Here is a 20,814-nt window from a genome sequence, read left to right as displayed (position 1 = left end):
ATCCTGACGCTGTTGCAGGATGGAGGACCGACAGGGGTGCCCTCCGGGCGCCCGGCACGGGTGCGAGGCGGGAGGTCGGGGTGCCTGCTCGCCGCCTGCTGTCCCCGCGTGCGCCCCGGCGGGTGGCGACCGTCTCGGTGCACACCAGCCCGCTCGACCAGCCCGGTGCCGGCGACGCCGGGGGCATGAACGTCTACATCGTCGAGGTCTCCCGCCGGCTGGCCGCCCGCGGGATCGCCGTCGACGTCTTCACCCGGGCCACGTCCAGCGACCTGCCGCCGGTGGTGGAGATGAGCCCCGGCGTCACGGTGCGGCACGTCAGCGCCGGCCCCTTCGAGGGGCTGGGCAAGGAGGAGCTGCCGGGCCAGCTGTGCGCGTTCACCGCGGGCGTGCTGCGCGAGGAGGCCCAGCACGAGCCGGGGCACTACGACGTCGTCCACTCGCACTACTGGCTGTCGGGCCAGGTGGGCTGGCTGGCGCGCGACCGGTGGAGCGTGCCGCTGATCCACACCGCGCACACGCTCGCCAAGGTGAAGAACGCCGCGCTGGCCGACGGCGACCGGCCCGAGCCGCGCGCCCGCGTCATCGGCGAGGAGCAGGTCGTGGCCGAGGCCGACCGGCTGGTGGCCAACACCGAGGAGGAGGCCCGCCAGCTCGTCGACCACTACGGCGCCGACCCGCGCCGCACCCTCGTCGTCCCGCCGGGCGTCGACCTCGACCGCTTCCGCCCCGGCGACCGGGCCGCCGCCCGCCGCGCGCTGGGCGTCCCCGCCGACGCCGTCGTGCTGACGTTCGTCGGCCGCATCCAGCCGCTCAAGGCCCCCGACCTGCTGCTCGAGGCGGCCGCGCGGATGCTGGGGGACGACCCCGCCCTGCGCGACCGGCTCGAGGTGCACGTCGTCGGCGCGCCCAGCGGCTCGGGCCTGGAGGCGCCGCGCCGGCTCGAGGAGCTCGCCGTCCGCCTCGGCATCGCCGACCGCGTCCGCCTGCTGCCGCCGCAGACCCCCGACCGGCTCGCCCTGCACTACCGGGCCGCCGACGTCGCCGTCGTGCCCAGCCACAACGAGTCCTTCGGCCTGGTCGCCCTGGAGGCGCAGGCCTGCGGGACGCCGGTGGTCGCCGCCGACGTGGGCGGGCTGTCGACGGCGGTGGACGACGGCGTCTCCGGTGTCCTCGTCGGCAGCCGCGACCCCGCCGCCTACGCCGCCGCGATCCGCGCGGTGCTGGCCCGCCGGCCGCTGCTGTCCGCGGGCGCGCGCCGGCACGCCAGCGCCTTCTCCTGGGAGCGCACCGCCGACGCGCTGGTGGCCGCCTACGCCTCCGCCGCCGCCGAGATGGCCGCCGGAGCGGCACCGGTCCGCCGGGAGCGGGCGCTGGGCGCGCTGCGGCCGGTGGCCGGGACGCAGGTGGCCTGGTGAGCGCGGCGGCGGAGCGCCCGGCGCGGGACGACGTCGTCGCGGCCCTCGACGCGGTGATCGACCGGACGCTGCGCGACGCCGAGCTGGTGCACGAGCACCCGGCGCCGGGACGGTGGCTGGTCGACCTGCCGGGCACCCACAAGCTCAAGACCGTCTGCGGGCTCGTGGTGGGGGAGCACGCGCTGCGGGTGGAGGCCTTCGTCTGCCGCCAGCCCGACGAGAACCGCGAGCAGCTGTGGACCTACCTGCTGCAGCACAACGCGCGCATGTACGGCGTCGCGTGGTCGGTCGACCGCGTCGGCGACGTCTACCTGACCGGCCGGCTGCCGCACGCCGCGGTCACCCCCGAGGAGCTCGACCGGGTGCTCGGCGCGGTGCTCAGCTACGCCGACGACCACTTCAACACGATGCTGGAGATCGGCTTCGGCACCTCGATCCGGCGCGAGTGGGAGTGGCGGGTCAAGCGCGGGGAGTCGCTGCGCAACCTCGAGGCCTTCGCCGCCTTCGCGCAGGCCGGCCGCACCGACCGGCAGGGCGACGGGGGAGGGAGCACCCCGGACGGCGGGGCGTGACCGCCACCGACCGGGACCGCGCGGCGACCGGCGAGGACGAGCGCCCCGGCTCCGCCCGGCGGTGGTGGGTGCTGGCCACCATGACCGTCTGCCTGCTGGTGGTGATCACCGGCAACACGACGCTCAACGTGGCGATCCCGACGCTGCAGCGCGAGCTGGGCGCCACCCAGGGCGAGCTGCAGTGGGCCGTCGACGCCTACATCGTCGTGTTCGCCGGGCTGCTGTTCTCCTGGGGCGTCGTCGGTGACCGCATCGGCCGCCGCACGGTGCTGCTCATCGGGCTGGGCGTCTTCGCGGCGGCCTCGGTGCTGGCCGCCTTCTCCGACAGCCCGCTGGAGCTCATCGCGTGGCGCGCGCTCATGGGCGTCGGCGGCGCGGCGGTGCAGCCGACCACCCTCGCCGTCATCACCAACGTCTTCCCGCCGGCCGAGCGGGGCCGCGCGATCGGCATCTGGGCGGCCACCGCGGGGCTGGCGGTCGCCGGGGGCCCGCTGGCCAGCGGCGCGGTGCTCACCACCTTCTGGTGGGGCGCGATCTTCCTCATCGGCGTCCCGGTCGCCCTGCTCGGGGTCGTGGGCACGCTGGCGTTCGTGCCGGAGTCGCGCGACCCCGACCCCGGCCGGCTCGACGTCCCCGGCGTCCTGCTGTCGATCGCCGCCCTGGCCGGCCTCGTCTACGGGATCATCCACGGCGGCTCGGGGGTGGGCTGGACGACGCCGGGCGTGCTGGTGCCGCTGCTGGGCGGCGCGGTGCTCATGGCGCTGTTCGTCTGGCTGCAGCGGCGCTCGGCGCACCCGGCCCTGGACGTCTCGCTGTTCCGGCTGCCGGCGTTCTCCGCGGCGGCCGTCGCGCTGGGCCTGAACTTCTTCGCCCTGATGGGCGCCACGTTCTACCTCGTCTACTACCTGCAGGGCGCCCGCGGCTACGACCCGCTGCAGTCGGGCGCCGCGCTCGTCCCGGTCGCGATCGGGATGGCGGTCATGGCCTCGCGCAGCTCCCGGCTCGCCGAGCGCCACGGCGCCAAGGCCGTCTGCGCCGGTGGCTTCGGGCTCATCACGCTGTCGTTCCTGGGCTTCCAGCTGCTCGACCAGGACGCCCCGCTGTGGCTGCTGCTCACCACGCTCAGCGTGCAGGGACTGGGCATGGGCGCGGTCATGGCGCCGGCCACCGAGTCGATCATGTCGGTGGTGCCGCGGGAGAAGGCCGGCGCGGGTGCCGCGGTGAACAACTCGGTGCGCCAGGTCGGGGGCGCCCTCGGCGTGGCGCTGCTCGGCTCGGTGCTCGCCTCGGCCTACGCCGCCGACCTCGGCCGGCAGGTCGACGTGCTGCCCGCCGCACTGCGCGACGAGGCGCGCACCTCCGTCGTGGCCACGCTGGAGATCGCCCGCGCGACCGCCGAGCAGGCCCGCGCCGCCGGGGACGAGGAGACGGCCGCCGCGGCCGACGCGCTGGTCGAGCCGGCGCGCGAGGCGTTCGTCTCGGCCATGCACCTCACCGCCGTGGGCACCGCGGCCGCGTCGTCCGTGGCCGCCGTCGTCGTCCTGGTGTGGCTGCCCGGGCGGCGCCGGCCGGTGCCCGACGCGCGCGCGGCGGCCCGACCCGGCGCCTAGCGTGGGGCCGGTGACCGACCCGCCCGCCCAGCAGGAGCGCCTCGCCCGGGCCCTGATCGGCGTGGTCGCCGCCTCCGGCCTGGTCTACCCGCTGCTGCTGTGCGCGGTGCAGCTGGTGTTCGCCCAGCTCTTCGTGGTCGACGTCGCCGCCACGCTGCTGTGGCTGGGGACGGCGGCCGGCTGCTGCGTGGCCCTGGTCGCCGCGGTGCGCTGGGGTGCCGCGAGGCGGGTGCGCAGCCCGTGGCTGCTGGCCGGGCTGGCGCCGCCGGTGCTGTACGAGGCGTGGGTGCTCTGGCCGCTCCTCACGAGGTGAGCGCCGGTCGGGCAGGATGGGCCCCGTGACGACGTCTGCGGTGAACGCGCCCGGCACCCTGGTCCTGCTCCGCCACGGCGAGAGCGAGTGGAACAAGGCCAACCTGTTCACCGGGTGGGTCGACGTCGAGCTGTCGGAGAAGGGCCGTGCCGAGGCCGCCCGCGGCGGGCAGCTGCTCGCCGAGCACGGCCTGCTGCCCGACGTGCTGCACACCTCGCTGCTGCGGCGCGCCATCACCACCGCCGAGCTGGCGCTGGCCGCAGCCGACCGGCAGTGGATCCCGGTGCGCCGGTCCTGGCGGCTCAACGAGCGGCACTACGGCGCGCTGCAGGGCAAGGACAAGGCCGCCACGCTCGCCGAGTACGGCGAGGAGCAGTTCATGGTGTGGCGCCGCTCCTACAGCACCCCGCCGCCGCCGATCGAGCCCGGCAGCGAGTACTCGCAGGACGCCGACCCGCGCTACGGCTTCCTGCCGCCGGAGGTGCGCCCGGCCACCGAGTGCCTGGCCGACGTCGTCGTCCGGATGCTCCCGTACTGGTACGACGCGATCGTCCCGGACCTGCGCAGCGGCGGCACCGTGCTGGTGACCGCGCACGGCAACAGCCTGCGGGCGCTGGTCAAGCACCTCGACGGCATGGGCGAGGACGAGGTCGTGGGCCTCAACATCCCCACCGGCGTCCCGCTGCGCTACGACCTCGACGCCGACCTCAAGCCGGTCAAGCCCGGCGGCGAGTACCTCGACCCGGACGCCGCCGCAGCCGCCATCGAGGCGGTCAGGAACCAGGGCAAGAAGTAGTGCCCGGCGCGCTCCCGCCCCGGGAGCCGCCGTTCGCCGGCACCGAGGCCGAGCACCTGCTCGGAGCCTTCGACCGCCAGCGCACGACGTTCCGCTGGAAGGCCGACGGCCTCGACGCGGCCGGGCTGCGGGCTCGACCGGCCGGTGCACGTCACCGCCCCCGACGGGCGCCCGGCCGGTCTGCGCCGGCTGCTGTTCGACCTGCTCGAGGAGTACGGGCGGCACACCGGGCACGCCGACCTGCTGCGCGAGGCGGTCGACGGCCGGGTCGGCGAGGACCCACCCGCGGACCGGCGCCCGGTCGGCGTCAGGGCGTCGCCGCCTCCTGCATCTGGCGCTCGCCGGTGACCAGGTAGACGACGCGCCGCGCGACGCTGACGGCGTGGTCGGCGAAGCGCTCGTAGTAGCGCCCGAGCAGCGTGATGTCGATGGCCGACTCCATGCCGTGCGGCCAGCCGGGGCTGAGCAGCTCGGTGAACAGCTGACGGTGCAGCGCGTCCATGAGGTCGTCGTCGCTCTCGAGCTCGGCGGCGGCCTGCACGTCGAGCTGGGCGATGACCGCGCCGGTCTTGGCCACCAGGCCCTGCGCGACGTGCCCGGCCTCCAGGAAGATCGGCCGCACCTCGGCGGGGACGGCCGACTCCGGGAACCGCATCCGCGCCAGCTTGGCCACGTGGACGGCGAGGTCGCCCATCCGCTCGAGGTCGGCGACGATCCGCATCGCGGTGGTGATGGTGCGCAGGTCGGTGGCCACCGGCTGCTGCCGCGCCAGCAGCGTGAAGCAGCGCTCCTCGATGCTCTCCCGCACCGAGTCGACGTGCTCGTCCCCGGCGATGACCAGGTCGGCGAGCGCGACGTCGGCGTCGAGCAGCGCCGTCGTCGCCTTGCTCATCGCCGAGCCGACCGAGTCGGCCATCTCGACCAGGCACGTGTTGATGTCCTCGAGCTCTTCGCGGTAGTGCTCCCGCACGGGTCCTCCTCGTGGCCGGCCGCCCCCGGACGGCTGCGCCGCACGGGCACCGACTGCTCCGGTGCCGTCGTCTGGTACCCGAGGGTAGGAGGTCCCGGCGGGGTGCCGGCTCCGTGCCGGTGAACGCGCGTCCACGGCGGCGTGAACAGTCCCCGCCGACCGGTCCGCCACCACCCGCACGGGGGATGACCGGATCCGTCCGCGGCCTAGCATCGGCCGCGTGAGCACGCTGGTCGCCCTCGTGACCGGCCTCGTCGTCGGTGCCGTCGTCGCGGCCGCCGTCGTGCTGCTCGTCCGCCGTCCCGCTGCCGTCCCCCCGCCGGGCAGCGGTGAGCCCGACGGCGCGGCGAGGGAGGCGCAGCTGGCCCGCCGGCTGCTCGACCTCATGGACCCGGCGGTGCTCGTCCTCGACGTCGACGACGCGGTGGTGCTGGCCAACCCGGCCGCCCGCGGGCTGGGCATCGTCCGGGACCGGCGGCTGCTGGTCCCCGAGCTGCTGCGGCTGGTCCGCGACGTGCGCGCCGGCGGCGGGCGCCGGGCCGACGTCCAGCTGCCCGGCGACCTGGTCGGGACCGGCCCGCGGATGGTCGGCGTCCACGGCGTGCGGCTGGAGAGCGGCCCGGCGCCGGCGCCCGGCCCGGTGGCGCTCGTGCTGCAGGACGTCACCGAGGCACGCCGGGTGGAGGCCGTCCGCCGGGACTTCGTCGCCAACGTCGGCCACGAGCTCAAGACCCCGGTCGGCGCGCTGGGCCTGCTCGCCGAGGCGATGCAGGGCGCCGCCGACGACCCCGAGACCGTGCAGCGCTTCGCCGCCCGCATGGCGCACGAGGCCGACCGGCTCGCCCGCCTGGTCCGCGAGCTCATCGACCTGTCCCGGCTGCAGGGCGCCGAGCCGCTGCCCGAGCTGGCGCCGGTCGACGTCGACACCGTGCTGGCCGAGGCCGTGGACCGCACCGGCCTGGCCGCGGCCGCGAAGGGCATCACCATCGCCGTCGGCGGGCGGCAGGGCCTGGTCGTGCGCGGCGTGGAGGCGCAGCTGGCGACGGCGGTGACGAACCTGCTGGCCAACGCGGTCGCGTACAGCCCGGAGAACACCCGGATCGCCGTCGGCGCGCGGGCCCGCTCCGGCTTCGCCGAGATCGCGGTCACCGACAGCGGCATCGGCATCCCGCGGCAGGACCGCGCGCGGGTGTTCGAGCGCTTCTACCGCGTCGACCAGTCCCGGGCCACCAAGACCGGGGGCACCGGCCTGGGCCTGGCCATCGTCAAGCACGTGGCCAGCAACCACGGCGGCTCGGTCAGCGTGTGGAGCGAGGAGGGCCTCGGCTCCACCTTCACCCTGCGCATCCCGCTGGCGGTCGAGGACACCTCCGACCGCCCCGACCCCGCAGGCGAGGCGCCCGGCGCCGTCGCCGGGCAGCTCCAGGAAGGACGGTCATGACCCGAGTGCTGGTGGTGGAGGACGAGGAGTCCTTCTCCGACGCGCTGTCCTACATGCTCGGCCGCGAGGGTTTCGAGGCGGTCGTGGCACCCACCGGGCCCGAGGCGCTCGCCGAGTTCGACCGGGCCGGCGCCGACATCGTCCTGCTCGACCTCATGCTGCCCGGGCTGCCGGGCACCGAGGTCTGCCGGCAGCTGCGCTCCCGCAGCAACGTGCCGATCATCATGCTCACGGCCAAGGACTCCGAGGTCGACAAGGTCGTCGGCCTGGAGCTGGGCGCCGACGACTACGTGACCAAGCCCTACTCGGCCCGCGAGCTGGTGGCCCGCATCCGCGCCGTGCTGCGCCGGCGGGGCGACGTCGAGGCACCGGCCGACGGCGCGCTGGAGGCCGGCCCGGTCCGGATGGACGTCGAGCGGCACGTGGTCGCCGTCGACGGCGAGCCGGTGGCGCTGCCGCTCAAGGAGTTCGACCTGCTCGAGCTGCTGCTGCGCAACGCCGGGCGGGTGCTCACCCGCGGGCAGCTCATCGACCGCGTGTGGGGCTCGGACTACGTCGGCGACACCAAGACGCTCGACGTCCACGTCAAGCGGCTGCGCGCCAAGATCGAGCCGGACCCGGCCAACCCCAAGCACCTGGTGACCGTGCGGGGGCTGGGCTACAAGTTCGAGACGTGACACGGTCGGCCCACCGGCCTCCACCACGGCCACGTGCCCCATCACCTGGCGCGGAGCCCTGCCACGGCGTCCCGGTCGGGAGCCTCCGCCCCGCGACCGGTCCGCCGTCCTCCGCAGGGCGGCTCCGGTTCCGGCCGCGCACACGACGGAGCCGTCCTGAGGGGGTGTCGGGCCGTGGTCACTGGCCCCGGCCGGTCTCCTCCTGGAGCTCGTCGATCTTCTTCGACGCGTCGGCCTTGGTGATGTCCTCCGGCACGTCCTCCCCGGCCTGGCGGGCCAGCGTGTGCAGGTAGCTCTTCTGCGCGCCGGTGGCCGGCTCGCCTCCGGTCACCCAGTCCGACGGGTCCTTCTCGGCGGTGGGGTCGCCGGCCTGGCCGGTGTTGACGTTCTCTTCGCTCATGTGTTCGAGACTAGGCGTGCACGAGCCGGTCCGCAGGTCGAGCGGCGGTGGCCCGCGCCGCCTCCCAGCGCCGCCCGGTCCGGTAGACGTGCACACTCCCGCACGCCGGGCACTCGACGGCCAGGGCGATGTGGGTCGGGTGGTTGGTGACCGATCGGATGCGCCGGTCGGAGACCAGCTCGTCGGTCCGGGTCACGGGGCAGGTGATCAGCGTCATGCGACGAGCGTGCTCCCCTGCCCGCGACCCGACGAGTGGCAGAGGTGACACCGATCGCGTCGTTCCTGCCATCATGTCCGCATGACCGGAAGCGACCGCCCGCTCGTCGTCAGCCTGCTCGCCGGCGACGGCGTCCTCGGCGCCTTCGGCCTCGGCGTCGCCGCCGAGGTCTTCGGCTACGACTACCGCCGCCTCGGCATGCCGCGCGTCGACTTCGCCGTGGTCACCGACCGCCCGGGGATCGTGCGCACGGACACCGGCCTGGCGCTCTACGTCGAGCACGGCCTCGAGCGGCTGGCGACCTCCGACGTCGTCCTGGTCACCGCGTGGGAGAAGCTCTCCCGGCCCGTCCCGACGACGGTCCTCGAGGCGCTGCGGGCCGTGCACGCCCGCGGCGGGCAGCTGATCAGCCACTGCACGGGCGCCTTCGTCGTCGCGGCGGCCGGCCTGCTCGACGGGCGGCGGGCCACCACCCACTGGCGCTACGCCGGCGAGCTGGCCGCCCGCTACCCGCGCGTCGACGTCGACCCGCGGGTCCTCTACGTCGACGAGGGCACGATCATCACCGGCGCCGGGACGGCGAGCGGCGTCGACGCCCTGCTGCACTTCGTGCGCCGCGAGTGGGGGTCCGCGGCGGCCAACGCGCTGGCCCGCGAGATGGTGGTCCCGCCGCACCGCGACGGCGGGCAGGCGCAGTACATCGACACCCCGGTCGCCCGCTGCGAGGACGACCTGCTGGGCATCGTGCTCGACTGGGCGCGGGCGCACCTGGCCGAGGAGATCAGCGTCGAGGTGCTCGCCCGCCGGGCGCTGATGAGCCCGCGCAGCTTCGCCCGCCGCTTCAAGGCCACCACCGGGACGACGCCGCACGCCTGGCTGCTCGGCCAGCGGCTGGCCGCCGCCGAGACGCTGCTCGAGGAGAGCGACGCCCCGGTCGAGGAGATCGCCCGGCTGGTCGGCTTCGGCACGGCCGCCGGGTTCCGCGACCAGTTCACCCGCCGCCGCGGCGTCTCCCCGCGGGCCTACCGGCAGACGTTCCGGACCGCCGCCGCGGTGCCCGTCGCGGCCGAGGGCTCGGCCGCCTAGCGGGGCACGGGCCGGGCGACGCCGACGAGCGAGTCCAGCCGGCCCGCGTTGGCCGCGGCCAGCGGGCTGCGCACCACCCGGGTGAGCGCCAGCCCGGCGCGGGCGAGCAGCACCGCGTGGGTGCGCGGCGTGAAGTGCCAGATGTGCTCGGCGGGCTTGAGCGTCCACCAGCGGGTGCCCAGCAGCCGCGCCGGCAGCGACGAGACGTAGGGCGTGGAGAAGAGGACGACGCCGTCGTCGGCCACCAGGGAGCGGGCGGTGCGCCAGAACTCCAGCGGGTCGGGCACGTGCTCGACGGTGTCCCACGCGCAGACGACGTCGAAGCCCGGTCGCAGGGGTGCGTCGGCGAGCTGGCCGCAGAAGACGTCGAGGCCGAGGACCTCGCGGGCGTGCCGGGCGCCGGTGCGGGAGAGCTCCACGCCGCTGGCCTCCCAGCCGGCGCGGCGCGCGGCGTCGAGGAAGAGGCCGTAGCCGGCGCCGACCTCCAGCAGCCGCCCGCCGGCGCCTCGGCCGCGCACCCGGTCGAGCAGCGCCAGCCGGCCGGCGGTCCAGGTCCGCTGCAGCAGCATCGCGGGGTCGAACCGGCCGGACCGCTCGGCCCCGCCGTCCTCGACGCCCCCGCCGTACACGCCGCCCTCGAAGTAGCCGACGTCGTCGTAGAGCCGCTGCAGCGCCTCGGGCCGCAGCCGGGGGCTGACGAAGACCAGCCCGCACCGCGGGCAGCGGACGACGCCGAAGGGGGCCAGGTCGTGCACCGGCCGGCCGCGCACGCCGCAGAGGCAGCAGTCGACCTCCTCGGTGTCCTCGGACGTCCAGGTCACCGCGGCAGTCACGGCGGTCAGCCTACGGAGCCGCTCCCGGCGCCCGTGCGCGCAGCGCCCACCGGCGGGTCGGCCGCCCCGGCGGCGTCGTCGGACCGGGTCTCGCCCGACTCGGGGTAGCGCTGCGCCAGCAGCGTGGTGATCCGCCGCCGGACGACGTCGGACACCAGCCCGCCGGGATCGGCGCCCAGCAGCTCGCCGGGGACGACGACGTAACGGTCGGGCGCGGCGTCGGCCTGCGCCAGGAACGCCGCGCGGACGGCGTCGGCGTCGGCGCCGTCGGGCCCCGCGGTGACGGGAGAGTCGACGACGACGGTGAGGTCGGGCAGCAGGCCGCGGGTGGCCCACAGCGAGGTGCGGAAGATGCGGTCGGCGTCGAGGCCCTGACCGGCGCCGTGGAAGGCGATCGAGGTGTCCACGTAGTGGTTGCACACCACGACCTCGCGCCGTTGCAGCGCCGGCCGGATCACCGTGGCCACGTGCTCGGCGCGGTCGGCCGCGGCCAGCAGCGCCGCGGTGTAGGCGGCCACCGGGTGGCCCTCGCCGTCGGTCACCGAGTGGCCGGCCGCGGGCGCCGGGGGGTAGAGCAGCTGGCGCACCTGGCGGCCCAGGGCGGTGTCGCTGGGCTCGTGGGTGGCCACGACCGGGCGGCCGCCGTCCCCCAGCACGCGGGCCAGGTCGGCGGTGTAGCGGCGGGTGAGGTCGCGGTCGGCGCCCTCGACGACGACGAACAGTCCGGTGCCGCTGGAGGAGGCCGAGAGGATGTCCGAACTGCCCCACAGCAGCCGCAGCACGTCGCGCACGCGGGTGCGCGAGCGGCCGTGCGGCGCCACCTGCCGGACGGCGTAGGCGCTGACCAGCAGCGCGAGGACGCCGCCGATGAGCAGGGTCAGCCCGGGGCCGGTGACGGTGAGCACCAGCTGGCCGACGCGCAGCTCGTGCGTGCCGAGCAGGCCGGCCAGCCCCGGACCGACCGCGACGGCGAGCAGCAGCACGATGCGCACCGAGGAGATGACGAAGGCGAACACCCGCCCGCGCAGCCGGTCCTCGACCTCGAAGCCGATCAGCGTGTAGCCGATGATCCAGGAGACCCCGGCGAACAGGCCGACGAGGAAGGCCGCCGCGGCGGCCAGCACGAACTCCTGCAGCAGCGACATCGCCAGCAGCGCCAGCCCGGCCAGCCCGATCGAGCGGGCGAACAGCGTCCGCCGCGGCACCGTGGGCAGGATGCGCGGCCCGGTGAGCATGCCGAGCGCCAGGCCGGTGAAGACGATGCCGAACACCACGCCGTAGCCGGCCGCGCCGGCGTCGAGGGTGGCGATGTAGAGCTGGGCGACGCCGATGATCAGCCCGCCGGCGCCGAACGCGCCGATGACCCCCACGTAGAGCGCGCGCATCAGCGGCTGGCCGCGGAGGAACGAGACGCCCTCGACCACCAGGGAGAAGACGTTGGCCGGCGTCTCGCGGTCGGTGGCCGTGGGCGGGATCAGCCGCCGGGACAGCAGCACGGTGGTGGCCGAGACGCCGAAGCTGGCGGCGTTGAACACCAGGGCGACCACGATCGCCGTCCGCGCGTCACCGCCGTCCCCGGTTCCGGGGAAGACGCGGCTGACGGTGGACAGCAGCGCGAACAGCAGGGCGGCGACCGGGACGGCGCCGTAGACGCTGAACAGCGACACCTGGTTGGCCACCGCCAGCCGCTCCCGCGGCACGATCGCCACCCAGATCGCCTGCTTGGCCGGGTTGGTGAACAGCCCGACCGCCTCGACGAGGAACTGGGCGACGTAGAGCCAGGTCAGCTCGTAGCTGACCGCGATGGACAGGTACAGCCCCGCGGCCAGCAGCTCGCCGACGACGACGGTGGTGCGCCGGTCGAGCCGGTCGGCGAGCGCGCCGGCGAGCGGGCCGAGGAGCAGGTCGGGCAGCAGGCGGGTGAGGATGACGCCGGAGATCGCCGCGCCCTGCACCGCCGTCGACTGGTCCGAGGTGAGCTGCTGGGCCATCGCGGTCGTGGCCAGCAGGCCCAGCCAGTCGCCGAGGCTGGAGACGGCGACCGCCGCCCACAGGCGCCGGAAGACCGGGATCCGCACCAGCGCGCGGAACGCGTTGTCCGGTGCACGGTCACCGGCCGACGGCCCCGCCGGGTGCGCGCCCGCGCTCGCCGCCTGTCGGTCGCTCACAGTCCTCGCCGTCCGGTCGTCGCGGTCGTCGCCTGCAGGGTAGTGGCCGGACCGGCCCCGCAGGCCGCTCCTGGCGCCCACCGGGGGCGTCGCGCTCAGCCGGCGGGCCGGCGTCGGGACAGCGTCAGGGGCACCGGCGCCGGGCTCGCCGGGTGCGGGGCGACGAGCCCCTGGTCGAGCCGGGCCTCGGTCAGCCGGCGCAGCTCGTCGTACGCCGCCGGGCCGAGCAGCGCGGTGAGCTCCGGCCGGTAGGTGAGCACCAGCGGTTCCGGGGAGACGTGCGCGGCGGGGGAGCCGGTGCACCACCAGTGCAGGTCCGCCCCGCCCGGGCCCCACCCGCGGCGGTCGAACTCGCCGACCGTGCTCACCAGCACGGTGCTGCCGTCGGGCCGCTCGACCTCCTCCTGCTCCCGGCGCACCGGCAGCTGCCAGCAGACGTCGGGCTTGGTGGTCAGCGGGTGCAGTTCCTCCCGCGCCGCCATCCGGTGCAGCGCGCACCCGGTGCCGCCGGGGAAGCCGGGCCGGTTGAGGAAGACGCAGGCGCCGTCGACGAGGCGGGTGCGCAGCGAGCGGACGCCGCCCTCGTCGGGGGCCTCGTCGGGGGCCTCGTCGTCGGCGGAGTCCTCCTCGGTCCAGGCGCCGCGGCCGACGGGGGCGAGCTGCCAGTCCTCGTCGGCGAGGTCGGCGACGGCGGCGGTGACCCGCAGCAGGTCGTCCTCGTCGCTGAAGAAGGCCCCGTGGCTGCAGCAGCCGTCGTCGGGCCGGCCGGGGACGACGCCGGCGCAGCCGCGCCCGAACACGCAGGTCCAGGCCGAGGCCAGCCAGGTCAGGTCAGCGCGGACGACGTGCCGCGGGTCGGCCGGGTCGGGGAACTCCACCCACTCGCGGGCGAAGTCGGGCTCGACCTCGGGGGGCACGTCCGGCACCGCCCCAGGGTAGGGAGGACCCGCTCCCCCTCGTGCCTCGCTCCGCTCGGCACGAGCCTCCGGAGGGGGCCAGGCAGACTGACCGCATGCGGCTCGGGGTGCTGGACGTCGGCTCGAACACCGTCCACCTGCTGGTGGTCGACGCCCACCGCGGCGGTCACCCCACCGCGCAGCACGACGACCGGTGGCTGCTGCGCCTGGCCGAGCACGTCGGCGACGACGACGTGCTGTCCAAGGAGGGGGAGAAGGCGCTCGTCAAGGCCGTGCAGAAGGCCTGCGACCAGGCCGAGAAGCTCGACTGCGCGGAGGTCCTCGCGCTGGTCACCTCCGCCATCCGCGAGGCGCGCAACGGCATGGAGGTGCTCGACCGGGTCCGGCAGCGCACCGGCGTCCGGCTGCAGGTGACCAGCGGCGAGGAGGAGGCGCGGCTGACCTTCCTCGCCGTCCGCCGGTGGTACGGCTGGAGCGCGGGACGGCTGCTGGTCCTCGACATCGGCGGCGGCTCGCTGGAGCTGGCCAGCGGCGTGGACGAGGACCCCGACGTCGCCCTGTCGGTGCCGCTGGGCGCCGGCCGGATGACCCGCCGCTTCCTGCCCGAGGCCGCCACCGGCGGCCGCCCCGACCTCGCCGCGCTCGAGGCGCTGGCCGAGCACGCCGCGGACGTGCTCCGGCCCGCCGCCAGGAAGCTCCGCGGCGCCGGGCCACCCGACCTGGTCGCGGCCACCAGCAAGACCTTCCGGACGCTGGCCCGGCTGACCGGCGCCGCGCCCTACTCGGCGGGGCTGCGGGTGCCGCGGGAGCTCACCGCCGACGGGCTGGGCCAGCTGATCGGGTTCGTGTCGCGGATCGAGTCGCGGGCGCTGTCCGAGCTGCGCGGCGTGTCGCCCGACCGTGCCCACCAGGTGCCGGCCGGCGCGGCCGTGGCGCAGGCGGCGATGCAGGCCCTGGATCTACCCTCCGTGCGGATCTGCCCGTGGGCGCTGCGGGAGGGCGTCATCCTCCGGCGACTCGACTCGTTGGGAAGTGCGTGATGGCCCACCCCAGGAACGACCCCGAGACCGGCGGCCGGCCGCTCGCCGACATCCTGCGCGAGGCCGGCATCGAGGCGCCGCGCAGCGTCCGCCGGCGCCGCGGCGAGGAGACCGGCGAGACCGCCATCCGCCAGCGCCGCCGGGAACCGGAGGCCGAGACCGACCGGCCCAACCCCGGCCGCCGGCTCAGTGACACCGGGCGGGTGTCCGACACCGGCCGGCTGGCGCGGGACACGGGCCGGGTCGCCGACGCGCCGCGCCCGGCCCGCAGCGGCGGCGACACCGGCCGCGACACGGGCCGCGTCCCCCAGGACACCGGCCGGGTCTCCCGGGACACGGGACGGGTCACCGGGAGCACCGCCCGCGGCGCCGCCGCCACCGGCGCGGCCGAGCCCTCGACGGCGGCCATCCCGGGGCTGCGGCCCACGGGTGGCAAGCCCGGCGTGCCGGGCGCCCCTGCTCCGGCCACCGGCCCGATCCCGGTCATCCGCGGGGACGAGGCCGCGGTCCTCGAGGACGAGCCCCTCGGCGCGAAGGAGGGCGTGGTCGCCTGGCTGCGCTTCGCCGGCGAGCTGGTCCTGGCCCTCGCCGCGGGGGTGGGGATCTACTTCCTGTCCACCGTCGTCTGGGAGCAGGTGCCCCAGGTGGCGGTGGTGCTCGCCCCGCTCGCCGTCACCGGCCTGGTCGCCGGCGTCGCCGCGTGGCGGCAGCGCACCGGCCGGGAGCCCGTGGGCGTGCGCCTGGTCGCCGTCCTGGTGTTCGCCGGGACGCTGCTGACCATCGCCCCGGCCGCCGGGCTGCTCGCCGCCGCCACCTGAGGCGGACGGGCAGCCCGGGCGGGCTCACTCGTCCTCGTCGTCCCCGTCCGACGACGCCTGGGCGAACTGCTCGACGATTGCGGCACCGAAGGCGTCGAGGTCGTCGGGGTTGCGGCTGGTGACCAGGTTGCCGTCGACGACGACCTCCTCGTCGACCCACGTGGCGCCGGCGTTGCGCAGGTCGGTCTGCAGCGAGGGCCACGAGGTCATCCGCCGCCCGCGGACGACGCCGGCCTCGACGAGCACCCACGGTGCGTGGCAGATCGCGGCGACCGGCTTGTCCGCGTCGAAGAACGCCTTGACGAAGGCGACCGCGTCGGCGTCGGCCCGGATGAAGTCGCCGTTGATGACGCCGCCGGGCAGGACCAGTGCCGCGTACTCCTCGGGGTCGGCCACGCTGACGACCGCGTCGACCTTCTTGTCCTCGCCCCGGTCGATGTGCTGGTAGGCGGTGATGGTCCCGCTCCCGAGGGACACCAGCTCCGGCTCGGCCCCGGCCTCCTCCAGGGTCTGCCACGGCCGCTCGAGCTCGACCTGCTCGACGCCGTCGGTCGCGAGCACGGCCACCTTCATCCCGTCCAGTTCTCCTGCCATGCGGCCGCCGCTACCCGGGGCGTCCGGACGGCACACCCACCCGCACTACGGTCCGGGCGACACCGGGAGCGAGGAGGACCACATGGGTGAGCGGCAGGGACTGGCGGTCCTCGGCGGCGGCAAGATGGGCGAGGCGCTGCTGGCCGGGCTGGTGCGTCGGTCGGGCCCCGACGGGGTCGTCGTCTGCGAGCGGCACCCCGAGCAGGGCGCCGAGCTCGCGGCCCGCTACGGCGTCGCCGTCGTCGGGCTGGAGGAGGCTGCGGCGCGGGCGCGCGTGCTGCTGCTGGCGGTCAAGCCGCAGGACCTGCCGGGCCTGCTCGGCCTGCTGGCCCCCTCGGTGGACACCCGCCACCTGGTGGTGAGCATCGCCGCCGGCATCTCCACCGCGACCATCGAGGCCGCACTGCCGTCGGGGGTGCCGGTGGTGCGGGTCATGCCCAACACCCCGGCGCTGGTCGACGAGGGGATGAGCGTGCTGTCGGCCGGGGCGTCGGCCGGCGAGCCCGAGCTGGACGAGGCGGCGGCGCTGCTGGCCACCGTCGGCCGGGTGGCCCGGGTGCCCGAGCACCAGCAGGACGCGGTGACGGCGCTGTCGGGCAGCGGCCCGGCGTACTTCTTCTACCTGGTCGAGGCGATGGTCGACGCCGGCGTGCTGCTGGGCCTGCCGCGGGCGCTCACCACGGAGCTGGTGGTGCAGACGGCGCTGGGCTCGGCGGTCATGCTGCGCGAGTCGGGGCAGCACCCGGCCCAGCTGCGCGACGCCGTCAGCAGCCCGGGCGGGACGACGATTGCCGGCATCCGCGAGCTGGAGCGGCACTCGGTGCGCTCGGCGCTGATCGCCGCCATCGAGGCGGCCGCGCAGCGCTCGGTCGAGCTGGGCCGGACCGACGGGAGCCGGTGACGGTAACGCCGGGACAGGGGCAGTGGGGGGACGCAGCGTCACCAAGTCGATACAACTCCTTGCCGACGCGCCGGTACGGCTGGGAAGCGAGTTGCATAGGTGTACTTCTGCCTAGGACGGACCGTTCCCCCTGTCCGTTTCTTCCATCGCTTCTGTCACGCCGGTCCCCCTACTCTCTGTATCAGCACGTGCGTGTCCCGTAGTCGGTGGGGAAGCCGACGCCCGACGCGTGCTAGGTCCGGAGAACTGATCATGACCATGCCCCAGCGCACCAACGCCGCCTACGTCCGCCCGGCCGTCCCGGGCCCGCGCCCGATGGCCCGCCCGATCCCGGCCGCCGCCATGGCCCGCCCCGTCGGCCCGCAGCACCCCGCCGCCGTCCCGGTCGGCCGCCCGGTCGTCCCGCAGCCCCGCGCCGCCGTCACCTTCCTCACCGTCGCCGAGGTCGCCAGCATGATGCGCGTCTCGAAGATGACCGTGTACCGCCTCGTCCACGCCGGTGAGCTCTCCGCCGTCCGCGTCGGCCGCTCCTTCCGGGTGCCCGAGCGCGCCGTCCAGGACTACCTGCGCGACGCCTACACCGACATCGCCTGAGGAAGGACCCCGTCCTCCCCGCCCCTCGCAGGCTCAGGGCGGGACCCGGGACGGGGCCGACTCGCGCTGCTCGACCGCACCACCACCCCCTCACCGTGGGGAGATCGACCCCGGCCCGGTTCCCGTGGCAGCGTCGCCACGGGGGCGCCGGGTAGGCTCGGGCCCCGAGCGACACCCCGGCCACGGCCGGAGCCGTCGCACACGAGCTGATCCACACTCGCGTGGCGCCCGGTTCCGCCTCCTGCGGTCACCGGCCGGCGCCCCGCGGCCACGACGTCGGGAGCAGGACATGGGTTCGGTCATCAAGAAGCGGCGCAAGCGGATGGCGAAGAAGAAGCACCGCAAGCTGCTCAAGAAGACCCGCGTGCAGCGTCGCAACAAGAAGTGAGCTGACGCTCGTGCCGCCTGCCGTGGTCCTGGTCACCGGTGTCAGCCGGTGGCTGGGCGGTGCCCTGGCGGCCGAGCTGGCCCGCGACCCCGCCGTCGAGCGGGTGATCGGGGTGGACACTGTCCCCCCGTCGGCGGACCTGCTCCGCAGCCTCGGTCGCACCGAGTTCGTGCGGGCCGACATCCGCAACCCGCTGATCGGCAAGGTCATCAGCACCGCGGCGGTCGACACCGTCGTGCACATGAACATCAGCTCCACGCCCGCCGGCTCCGGCGGGCGGGGGCCGATGAAGGAGCTCAACGTCATCGGGACGATGCAGCTCCTGGCCGCCTGCCAGAGCGCGCCCTCGGTGCGCCGGTTGGTGCTCAAGTCCACCAGTGCCGTGTACGGCGCCTCGCCGCGCGACCCGGCCGTCTTCACCGAGACGATGCAGGCCCGGCGGGTGCCCTCGGGCGGGTTCGCCAAGGACAGCCTCGACATCGAGGGCTACGTGCGGTCGTTCTCACGCCGCCGTCCCGACGTCGGGGTCGCCGTCCTGCGGTTCACCAACTTCATCGGCCCGCGCATCGACTCGGTGCTCACCGGGTTCCTGCGCATGCCGGTGGTCCCCACGGCGCTGGGCTACGACGCCCGCGTGCAGCTGCTGCACGAGGCCGACGCGCTCGGCGTGCTCACCCGCGCCACCACCGGTGACTTCGCCGGCACGGTCAACGCCGGGGGGACCGGCACGTTGTTGCTCTCACAGGTCATCCGCCGGCTGGGCCGCCTCCAGCTGCCGGTGCCCTCGCCCGCCCTGGGCTCGCTCGGCCGGTTCACCCGCCGGTTCGGCTTCGTCGACTACTCCCCGGAACAGATGCGCTTCCTCAACTTCGGCCGGGTCGTCGACACGACCCGGCTGCGCACCGAGTTCGGCTACACGCCGCGCTACACCACCGAGGCGGCACTGGCCGACTACGCCCAGACGGTGTCGCCCGTGGTGCCGTCCGACCTGATCGGCGAGCTCGCCGCCGGCGCCGAGGAGCTGGTCTCCCGGGCCGGGTCGGTGGCGGCCACGGTCGGCGCGACCGTCCACGGCCGGTTGCGGCCGGCCCCGGCGGCACCGGGACTGCGGGCGGTGCGCGATGCCTGAGGCCCGGGTCATCCAGCTGCGCCCCGACGACGAGTCGCACGTCCCGCCGGCCGCGGAGCCGAGCTGGGACGAGCAGGTGGTCGGCGGGGTCGAGTTCCTCCGCCGCCGGCTGACCGGCGAGTACGCCACCGACGAGTTCGGCTTCGACCCCGACCTCACCGACCACGTGCTGCTGCCGCTGCTGCGGCCGCTGTTCCGCCGGTGGTTCCGGGTGGAGACCCACGGGATCGAGAACGTCCCCACCTCCGGTGGCGCCCTGGTGGTGGCCAACCACTCCGGGACGGTGCCGGTCGACGCGCTGATGACCACCGTCGCGCTGCACGACGACCACCCGGCCCAGCGGCGGTTCCGGCTCCTGGGCGCCGACCTGGTGTTCGACCTGCCCGTCGTCGGCGAGTTCGCCCGCAAGTTCGGGGCCACGCTCGCCTGCAGCGAGGACGCCGAGCGGCTGCTCTGCGGCGACGAGCTCGTCGGCGTCTTCCCCGAGGGGTTCAAGGGGATCGGCAAGCCGTTCCGCGACCGGTACACCCTGCAGCGCTTCGGCCGCGGCGGTTTCGTCACGGCGGCGCTGCGCACCGGCAAGCCGATCGTCCCCTGCGCGATCGTCGGCGCGGAGGAGATCTACCCGATGGTCGGTAACGCCAGGACCGTCGCCCGGCTCCTCGGCCTGCCCTACTTCCCGATCACCCCGACGTTCCCGGCGCTGGGCCCCCTCGGTCTGGTGCCGCTGCCGTCGAAGTGGCTGATCGCGTTCGGCGAGCCGATCGAGACGGCGTCCTACGGCCCGGCGGCCGCCGAGGACCCGATGCTGGTGTTCAACCTGACCGACCAGGTCCGCGAGACCATCCAGCAGTCGATCTACCAGCTCCTGCTGCAGCGGAGCTCCGTCTTCTCCTGAGCCGCGTGTCGCTGGCGGCGAGTGTGCGCCCACCGGGGTCACCGGCTCCTCCGAGACCCCGGTGGGTGCACGGTCGGCCCCGCCGAGCGCCGGTGGGGATCAGGCCGTCTTGCGGCGGCGGAGCGCGAGGGCGCCGCCGACGACGCCGCCGGTGAGGGCGGCCGCGGCGACCGTGGGCACCCCGATCCGGGCGGCCTTGCGGCCCGTGCGGAAGTCGCGGATCGTCCAGCCGCGGGAGCGGGCGACGGCGCGCAGCTCGGTGTCGGGGTTGACCGCGACCGCCGTGCCGGTGAGCGACAGCATGGGCAGGTCGTTGGCCGAGTCGCTGTAGGCGGTGCAGCGCGCCAGGTCCAGGCCCTCGCGCTCGGCCAGCGCCCGCACGGCCTCGGCCTTCGCCTCGCCGTGCATCAGCTCGCCCACGAGCCGGCCGGTGTAGCGGCCCTCGACCACCTCGGACACGGTGCCCAGGGCGCCGGTCAGGCCCAGGCGGTGGGCGATGATCCGCGCCAGCTCGACCGGCGTCGCGGTCACCAGCCACACCCGCTGGCCGGCGTCGAGGTGCTGCTGGGCGAGGTTGCGGGTGCCCGACCAGATCCGGTCGGCCATCAGCTCGTCGTAGATCTCCTCGCCGGCGTCGGCGATCTCGGCGACCTCCCGGCCGGCGACGAAGGCCAGCGCCGTCTCGCGGATGGTGAGCATGTCGCCGGCGCTCTCGTTGCCGGCGACGCGGAACTTGGCCTGCTGCCACGCGAACCGGGCGATGTCCCGCGAGGTCAGGTACTTGCGGGAGGCCAGGCCGCGGGCGAACCAGAACAGCGAGGCGCCCATCATCATCGTGTTGTCGACGTCGAAGAACGCGGCCGCGGTGCGGTCGGCGACGACGACCGGGACGGGCTCGACCTCGGCGGCCGCCGCGGAGGCCGCGCCGGCCACGTGGGCCCGGATCTCCTCCTCGGCCTGGGCCTCGGCAGCCCGCGCACCGCGCCTGCGGAACGGCAGTCGCGGCACCGCCACCTCCCTGGTCCCTGCCACCC

At 75.5% G+C, this 20,814-nt stretch carries 23 protein-coding genes and 1 pseudogene; 16 read left to right on the top strand and 8 right to left on the bottom strand.

Annotated elements, in window-relative coordinates:
- Positions 1 to 80 precede the first annotated feature (80 nt).
- From mshA to BMZ33_RS23120, 6 genes and pseudogenes are all read left to right on the top strand, one after another.
- The gene (gene mshA / locus BMZ33_RS06775) at positions 81 to 1,418 is read left to right on the top strand and encodes a D-inositol-3-phosphate glycosyltransferase (RefSeq protein ID WP_091108751.1); all 1,338 of its coding nucleotides are present in this window, start codon (positions 81 to 83) and stop codon (positions 1,416 to 1,418) included.
- On the top strand, positions 1,415 to 1,990 hold the full coding sequence (locus BMZ33_RS06770) for a YbjN domain-containing protein (protein ID WP_169063982.1): 576 nt from the start codon (positions 1,415 to 1,417) through the stop codon (positions 1,988 to 1,990). The genes mshA and BMZ33_RS06770 overlap by 4 nt, the downstream gene beginning before the upstream one ends.
- On the top strand, positions 1,987 to 3,600 hold the full coding sequence (locus BMZ33_RS06765; RefSeq protein WP_091108750.1) for an MFS transporter: 1,614 nt from the start codon (positions 1,987 to 1,989) through the stop codon (positions 3,598 to 3,600). The genes BMZ33_RS06770 and BMZ33_RS06765 overlap by 4 nt, the downstream gene beginning before the upstream one ends.
- Positions 3,601 to 3,610: 10 nt before the next feature.
- Positions 3,611 to 3,913: a hypothetical protein gene (locus BMZ33_RS06760; protein ID WP_136697208.1), complete on the top strand. Its 303-nt coding sequence runs from the start codon at positions 3,611 to 3,613 to the stop codon at positions 3,911 to 3,913.
- Between the two features lie 25 nt (positions 3,914 to 3,938).
- Positions 3,939 to 4,709 carry a phosphoglyceromutase gene (locus tag BMZ33_RS06755; protein ID WP_169063981.1) on the top strand — a complete coding sequence of 257 codons (771 nt, stop codon included), beginning with the start codon at positions 3,939 to 3,941 and terminating at the stop codon, positions 4,707 to 4,709.
- Positions 4,710 to 4,832: 123 nt separating this feature from the next.
- Positions 4,833 to 5,057, top strand: a pseudogene (locus BMZ33_RS23120) (mycothiol transferase); the annotation flags it as partial.
- Here BMZ33_RS23120 and phoU read toward each other — a convergent pair.
- Positions 5,017 to 5,679 carry a phosphate signaling complex protein PhoU gene (gene phoU, locus BMZ33_RS06745; RefSeq protein WP_091108747.1) on the bottom strand — a complete coding sequence of 221 codons (663 nt, stop codon included), beginning with the start codon at positions 5,677 to 5,679 and terminating at the stop codon, positions 5,017 to 5,019. The pseudogene BMZ33_RS23120 and the gene phoU sit on opposite strands and share 41 nt — an antisense overlap.
- 220 nt (positions 5,680 to 5,899) lie before the next feature.
- Here phoU and BMZ33_RS06740 point away from each other — a divergent pair, with 220 nt between their 5' ends.
- Together BMZ33_RS06740 and BMZ33_RS06735 are read left to right on the top strand one after the other, a co-directional pair.
- Positions 5,900 to 7,120: a sensor histidine kinase gene (locus BMZ33_RS06740; protein WP_091108746.1), complete on the top strand. Its 1,221-nt coding sequence runs from the start codon at positions 5,900 to 5,902 to the stop codon at positions 7,118 to 7,120.
- Positions 7,117 to 7,797, top strand: coding sequence for a response regulator transcription factor (locus tag BMZ33_RS06735; protein WP_091108745.1), 681 nt, complete (start codon positions 7,117 to 7,119; stop codon positions 7,795 to 7,797). The genes BMZ33_RS06740 and BMZ33_RS06735 overlap by 4 nt, the downstream gene beginning before the upstream one ends.
- Positions 7,798 to 7,975: 178 nt before the next feature.
- On the opposite strand, the gene BMZ33_RS06730 is transcribed toward BMZ33_RS06735, so the two are convergent.
- The gene (locus BMZ33_RS06730; protein WP_091108744.1) at positions 7,976 to 8,197 is read right to left on the bottom strand and encodes a DUF3072 domain-containing protein; all 222 of its coding nucleotides are present in this window, start codon (positions 8,195 to 8,197) and stop codon (positions 7,976 to 7,978) included.
- A gap of 10 nt (positions 8,198 to 8,207) precedes the next feature.
- Positions 8,208 to 8,414 (bottom strand): hypothetical protein, encoded by a 207-nt coding sequence (locus BMZ33_RS06725; RefSeq protein WP_091108743.1) that lies wholly within the window; start codon positions 8,412 to 8,414, stop codon positions 8,208 to 8,210.
- An 81-nt stretch (positions 8,415 to 8,495) separates the two neighbouring features.
- Between BMZ33_RS06725 and BMZ33_RS06720 the strand changes: the two genes are divergently transcribed.
- A complete protein-coding gene (locus BMZ33_RS06720) occupies positions 8,496 to 9,500 on the top strand; it encodes a helix-turn-helix domain-containing protein (RefSeq protein WP_091108742.1) in 1,005 nt (334 codons plus the stop codon).
- Here the strand turns inward: BMZ33_RS06720 and BMZ33_RS06715 are convergent.
- From BMZ33_RS06715 to BMZ33_RS06705, 3 genes are all read right to left on the bottom strand, one after another.
- A complete protein-coding gene (locus BMZ33_RS06715; RefSeq protein ID WP_091108741.1) occupies positions 9,497 to 10,333 on the bottom strand; it encodes a class I SAM-dependent methyltransferase in 837 nt (278 codons plus the stop codon). The two genes, BMZ33_RS06720 and BMZ33_RS06715, sit on opposite strands and share 4 nt — an antisense overlap.
- Before the next feature lie 5 nt (positions 10,334 to 10,338).
- Entirely contained in the window at positions 10,339 to 12,501 is a 2,163-nt protein-coding gene (locus BMZ33_RS06710; protein ID WP_091108740.1) for a bifunctional MFS transporter/dTMP kinase, read from the bottom strand.
- Between the two features lie 95 nt (positions 12,502 to 12,596).
- Positions 12,597 to 13,427, bottom strand: a complete 831-nt coding sequence (locus BMZ33_RS06705; protein ID WP_091108739.1) for a DUF3109 family protein — start codon at positions 13,425 to 13,427, stop codon at positions 12,597 to 12,599.
- 86 nt (positions 13,428 to 13,513) lie between these two features.
- Between BMZ33_RS06705 and BMZ33_RS06700 the strand changes: the two genes are divergently transcribed.
- Together BMZ33_RS06700 and BMZ33_RS06695 are read left to right on the top strand one after the other, a co-directional pair.
- Positions 13,514 to 14,458, top strand: coding sequence for a Ppx/GppA family phosphatase (locus tag BMZ33_RS06700; RefSeq protein WP_091108738.1), 945 nt, complete (start codon positions 13,514 to 13,516; stop codon positions 14,456 to 14,458).
- The gene (locus BMZ33_RS06695; protein WP_091108920.1) at positions 14,458 to 15,276 is read left to right on the top strand and encodes a hypothetical protein; all 819 of its coding nucleotides are present in this window, start codon (positions 14,458 to 14,460) and stop codon (positions 15,274 to 15,276) included. Before BMZ33_RS06700 ends, BMZ33_RS06695 begins: the two co-directional genes overlap by 1 nt.
- A gap of 24 nt (positions 15,277 to 15,300) precedes the next feature.
- Here BMZ33_RS06695 and BMZ33_RS06690 read toward each other — a convergent pair whose 3' ends face one another.
- On the bottom strand, positions 15,301 to 15,870 hold the full coding sequence (locus tag BMZ33_RS06690; protein WP_091108737.1) for a type 1 glutamine amidotransferase domain-containing protein: 570 nt from the start codon (positions 15,868 to 15,870) through the stop codon (positions 15,301 to 15,303).
- Positions 15,871 to 15,952: 82 nt separating this feature from the next.
- Between BMZ33_RS06690 and proC the strand changes: the two genes are divergently transcribed.
- The 5 genes from proC (at position 15,953) to BMZ33_RS06665 (ending at position 19,780) form a co-directional block, all read left to right on the top strand.
- Positions 15,953 to 16,771, top strand: coding sequence for a pyrroline-5-carboxylate reductase (gene proC, locus BMZ33_RS06685; RefSeq protein WP_091108736.1), 819 nt, complete (start codon positions 15,953 to 15,955; stop codon positions 16,769 to 16,771).
- Positions 16,772 to 17,023: 252 nt separating this feature from the next.
- Complete coding sequence (locus BMZ33_RS06680) at positions 17,024 to 17,365, top strand: helix-turn-helix domain-containing protein (protein WP_169063979.1); 342 nt, start codon at positions 17,024 to 17,026, stop codon at positions 17,363 to 17,365.
- A 289-nt stretch (positions 17,366 to 17,654) separates the two neighbouring features.
- Positions 17,655 to 17,753: a 30S ribosomal protein bS22 gene (locus BMZ33_RS06675; RefSeq protein ID WP_012854759.1), complete on the top strand. Its 99-nt coding sequence runs from the start codon at positions 17,655 to 17,657 to the stop codon at positions 17,751 to 17,753.
- A 10-nt stretch (positions 17,754 to 17,763) separates the two neighbouring features.
- Entirely contained in the window at positions 17,764 to 18,882 is a 1,119-nt protein-coding gene (locus BMZ33_RS06670; protein ID WP_091108735.1) for an NAD-dependent epimerase/dehydratase family protein, read from the top strand.
- Positions 18,875 to 19,780: a lysophospholipid acyltransferase family protein gene (locus tag BMZ33_RS06665; RefSeq protein WP_091108734.1), complete on the top strand. Its 906-nt coding sequence runs from the start codon at positions 18,875 to 18,877 to the stop codon at positions 19,778 to 19,780. The genes BMZ33_RS06670 and BMZ33_RS06665 overlap by 8 nt, the downstream gene beginning before the upstream one ends.
- 99 nt (positions 19,781 to 19,879) lie before the next feature.
- On the opposite strand, the gene BMZ33_RS06660 is transcribed toward BMZ33_RS06665, so the two are convergent.
- On the bottom strand, positions 19,880 to 20,788 hold the full coding sequence (locus BMZ33_RS06660; protein WP_091108918.1) for an HAD family hydrolase: 909 nt from the start codon (positions 20,786 to 20,788) through the stop codon (positions 19,880 to 19,882).
- Positions 20,789 to 20,814 lie beyond the last annotated feature (26 nt).

It is taken from the genome of Geodermatophilus dictyosporus (assembly GCF_900115505.1).
Taxonomy (GTDB): Bacteria; Actinomycetota; Actinomycetes; order Mycobacteriales; family Geodermatophilaceae; genus Geodermatophilus; species Geodermatophilus dictyosporus.
This window is presented reverse-complemented; position numbering and strand designations above follow the sequence as displayed.

Coding starts and splice junctions, on each gene's coding strand:
- BMZ33_RS06700 (WP_091108738.1), top strand. CDS start 13,514: ATGCGGCTCGGGGTGCTGGACGTCGGCTCGAACACCGTCCACCTGCTG.
- BMZ33_RS06735 (WP_091108745.1), top strand. CDS start 7,117: ATGACCCGAGTGCTGGTGGTGGAGGACGAGGAGTCCTTCTCCGACGCG.
- BMZ33_RS06665 (WP_091108734.1), top strand. CDS start 18,875: ATGCCTGAGGCCCGGGTCATCCAGCTGCGCCCCGACGACGAGTCGCAC.
- BMZ33_RS06720 (WP_091108742.1), top strand. CDS start 8,496: ATGACCGGAAGCGACCGCCCGCTCGTCGTCAGCCTGCTCGCCGGCGAC.
- proC (WP_091108736.1), top strand. CDS start 15,953: ATGGGTGAGCGGCAGGGACTGGCGGTCCTCGGCGGCGGCAAGATGGGC.
- BMZ33_RS06680 (WP_169063979.1), top strand. CDS start 17,024: ATGACCATGCCCCAGCGCACCAACGCCGCCTACGTCCGCCCGGCCGTC.
- BMZ33_RS06730 (WP_091108744.1), bottom strand. CDS start 8,197: ATGAGCGAAGAGAACGTCAACACCGGCCAGGCCGGCGACCCCACCGCC.
- BMZ33_RS06690 (WP_091108737.1), bottom strand. CDS start 15,870: ATGGCAGGAGAACTGGACGGGATGAAGGTGGCCGTGCTCGCGACCGAC.
- BMZ33_RS06725 (WP_091108743.1), bottom strand. CDS start 8,414: ATGACGCTGATCACCTGCCCCGTGACCCGGACCGACGAGCTGGTCTCC.
- BMZ33_RS06695 (WP_091108920.1), top strand. CDS start 14,458: ATGGCCCACCCCAGGAACGACCCCGAGACCGGCGGCCGGCCGCTCGCC.
- BMZ33_RS06675 (WP_012854759.1), top strand. CDS start 17,655: ATGGGTTCGGTCATCAAGAAGCGGCGCAAGCGGATGGCGAAGAAGAAG.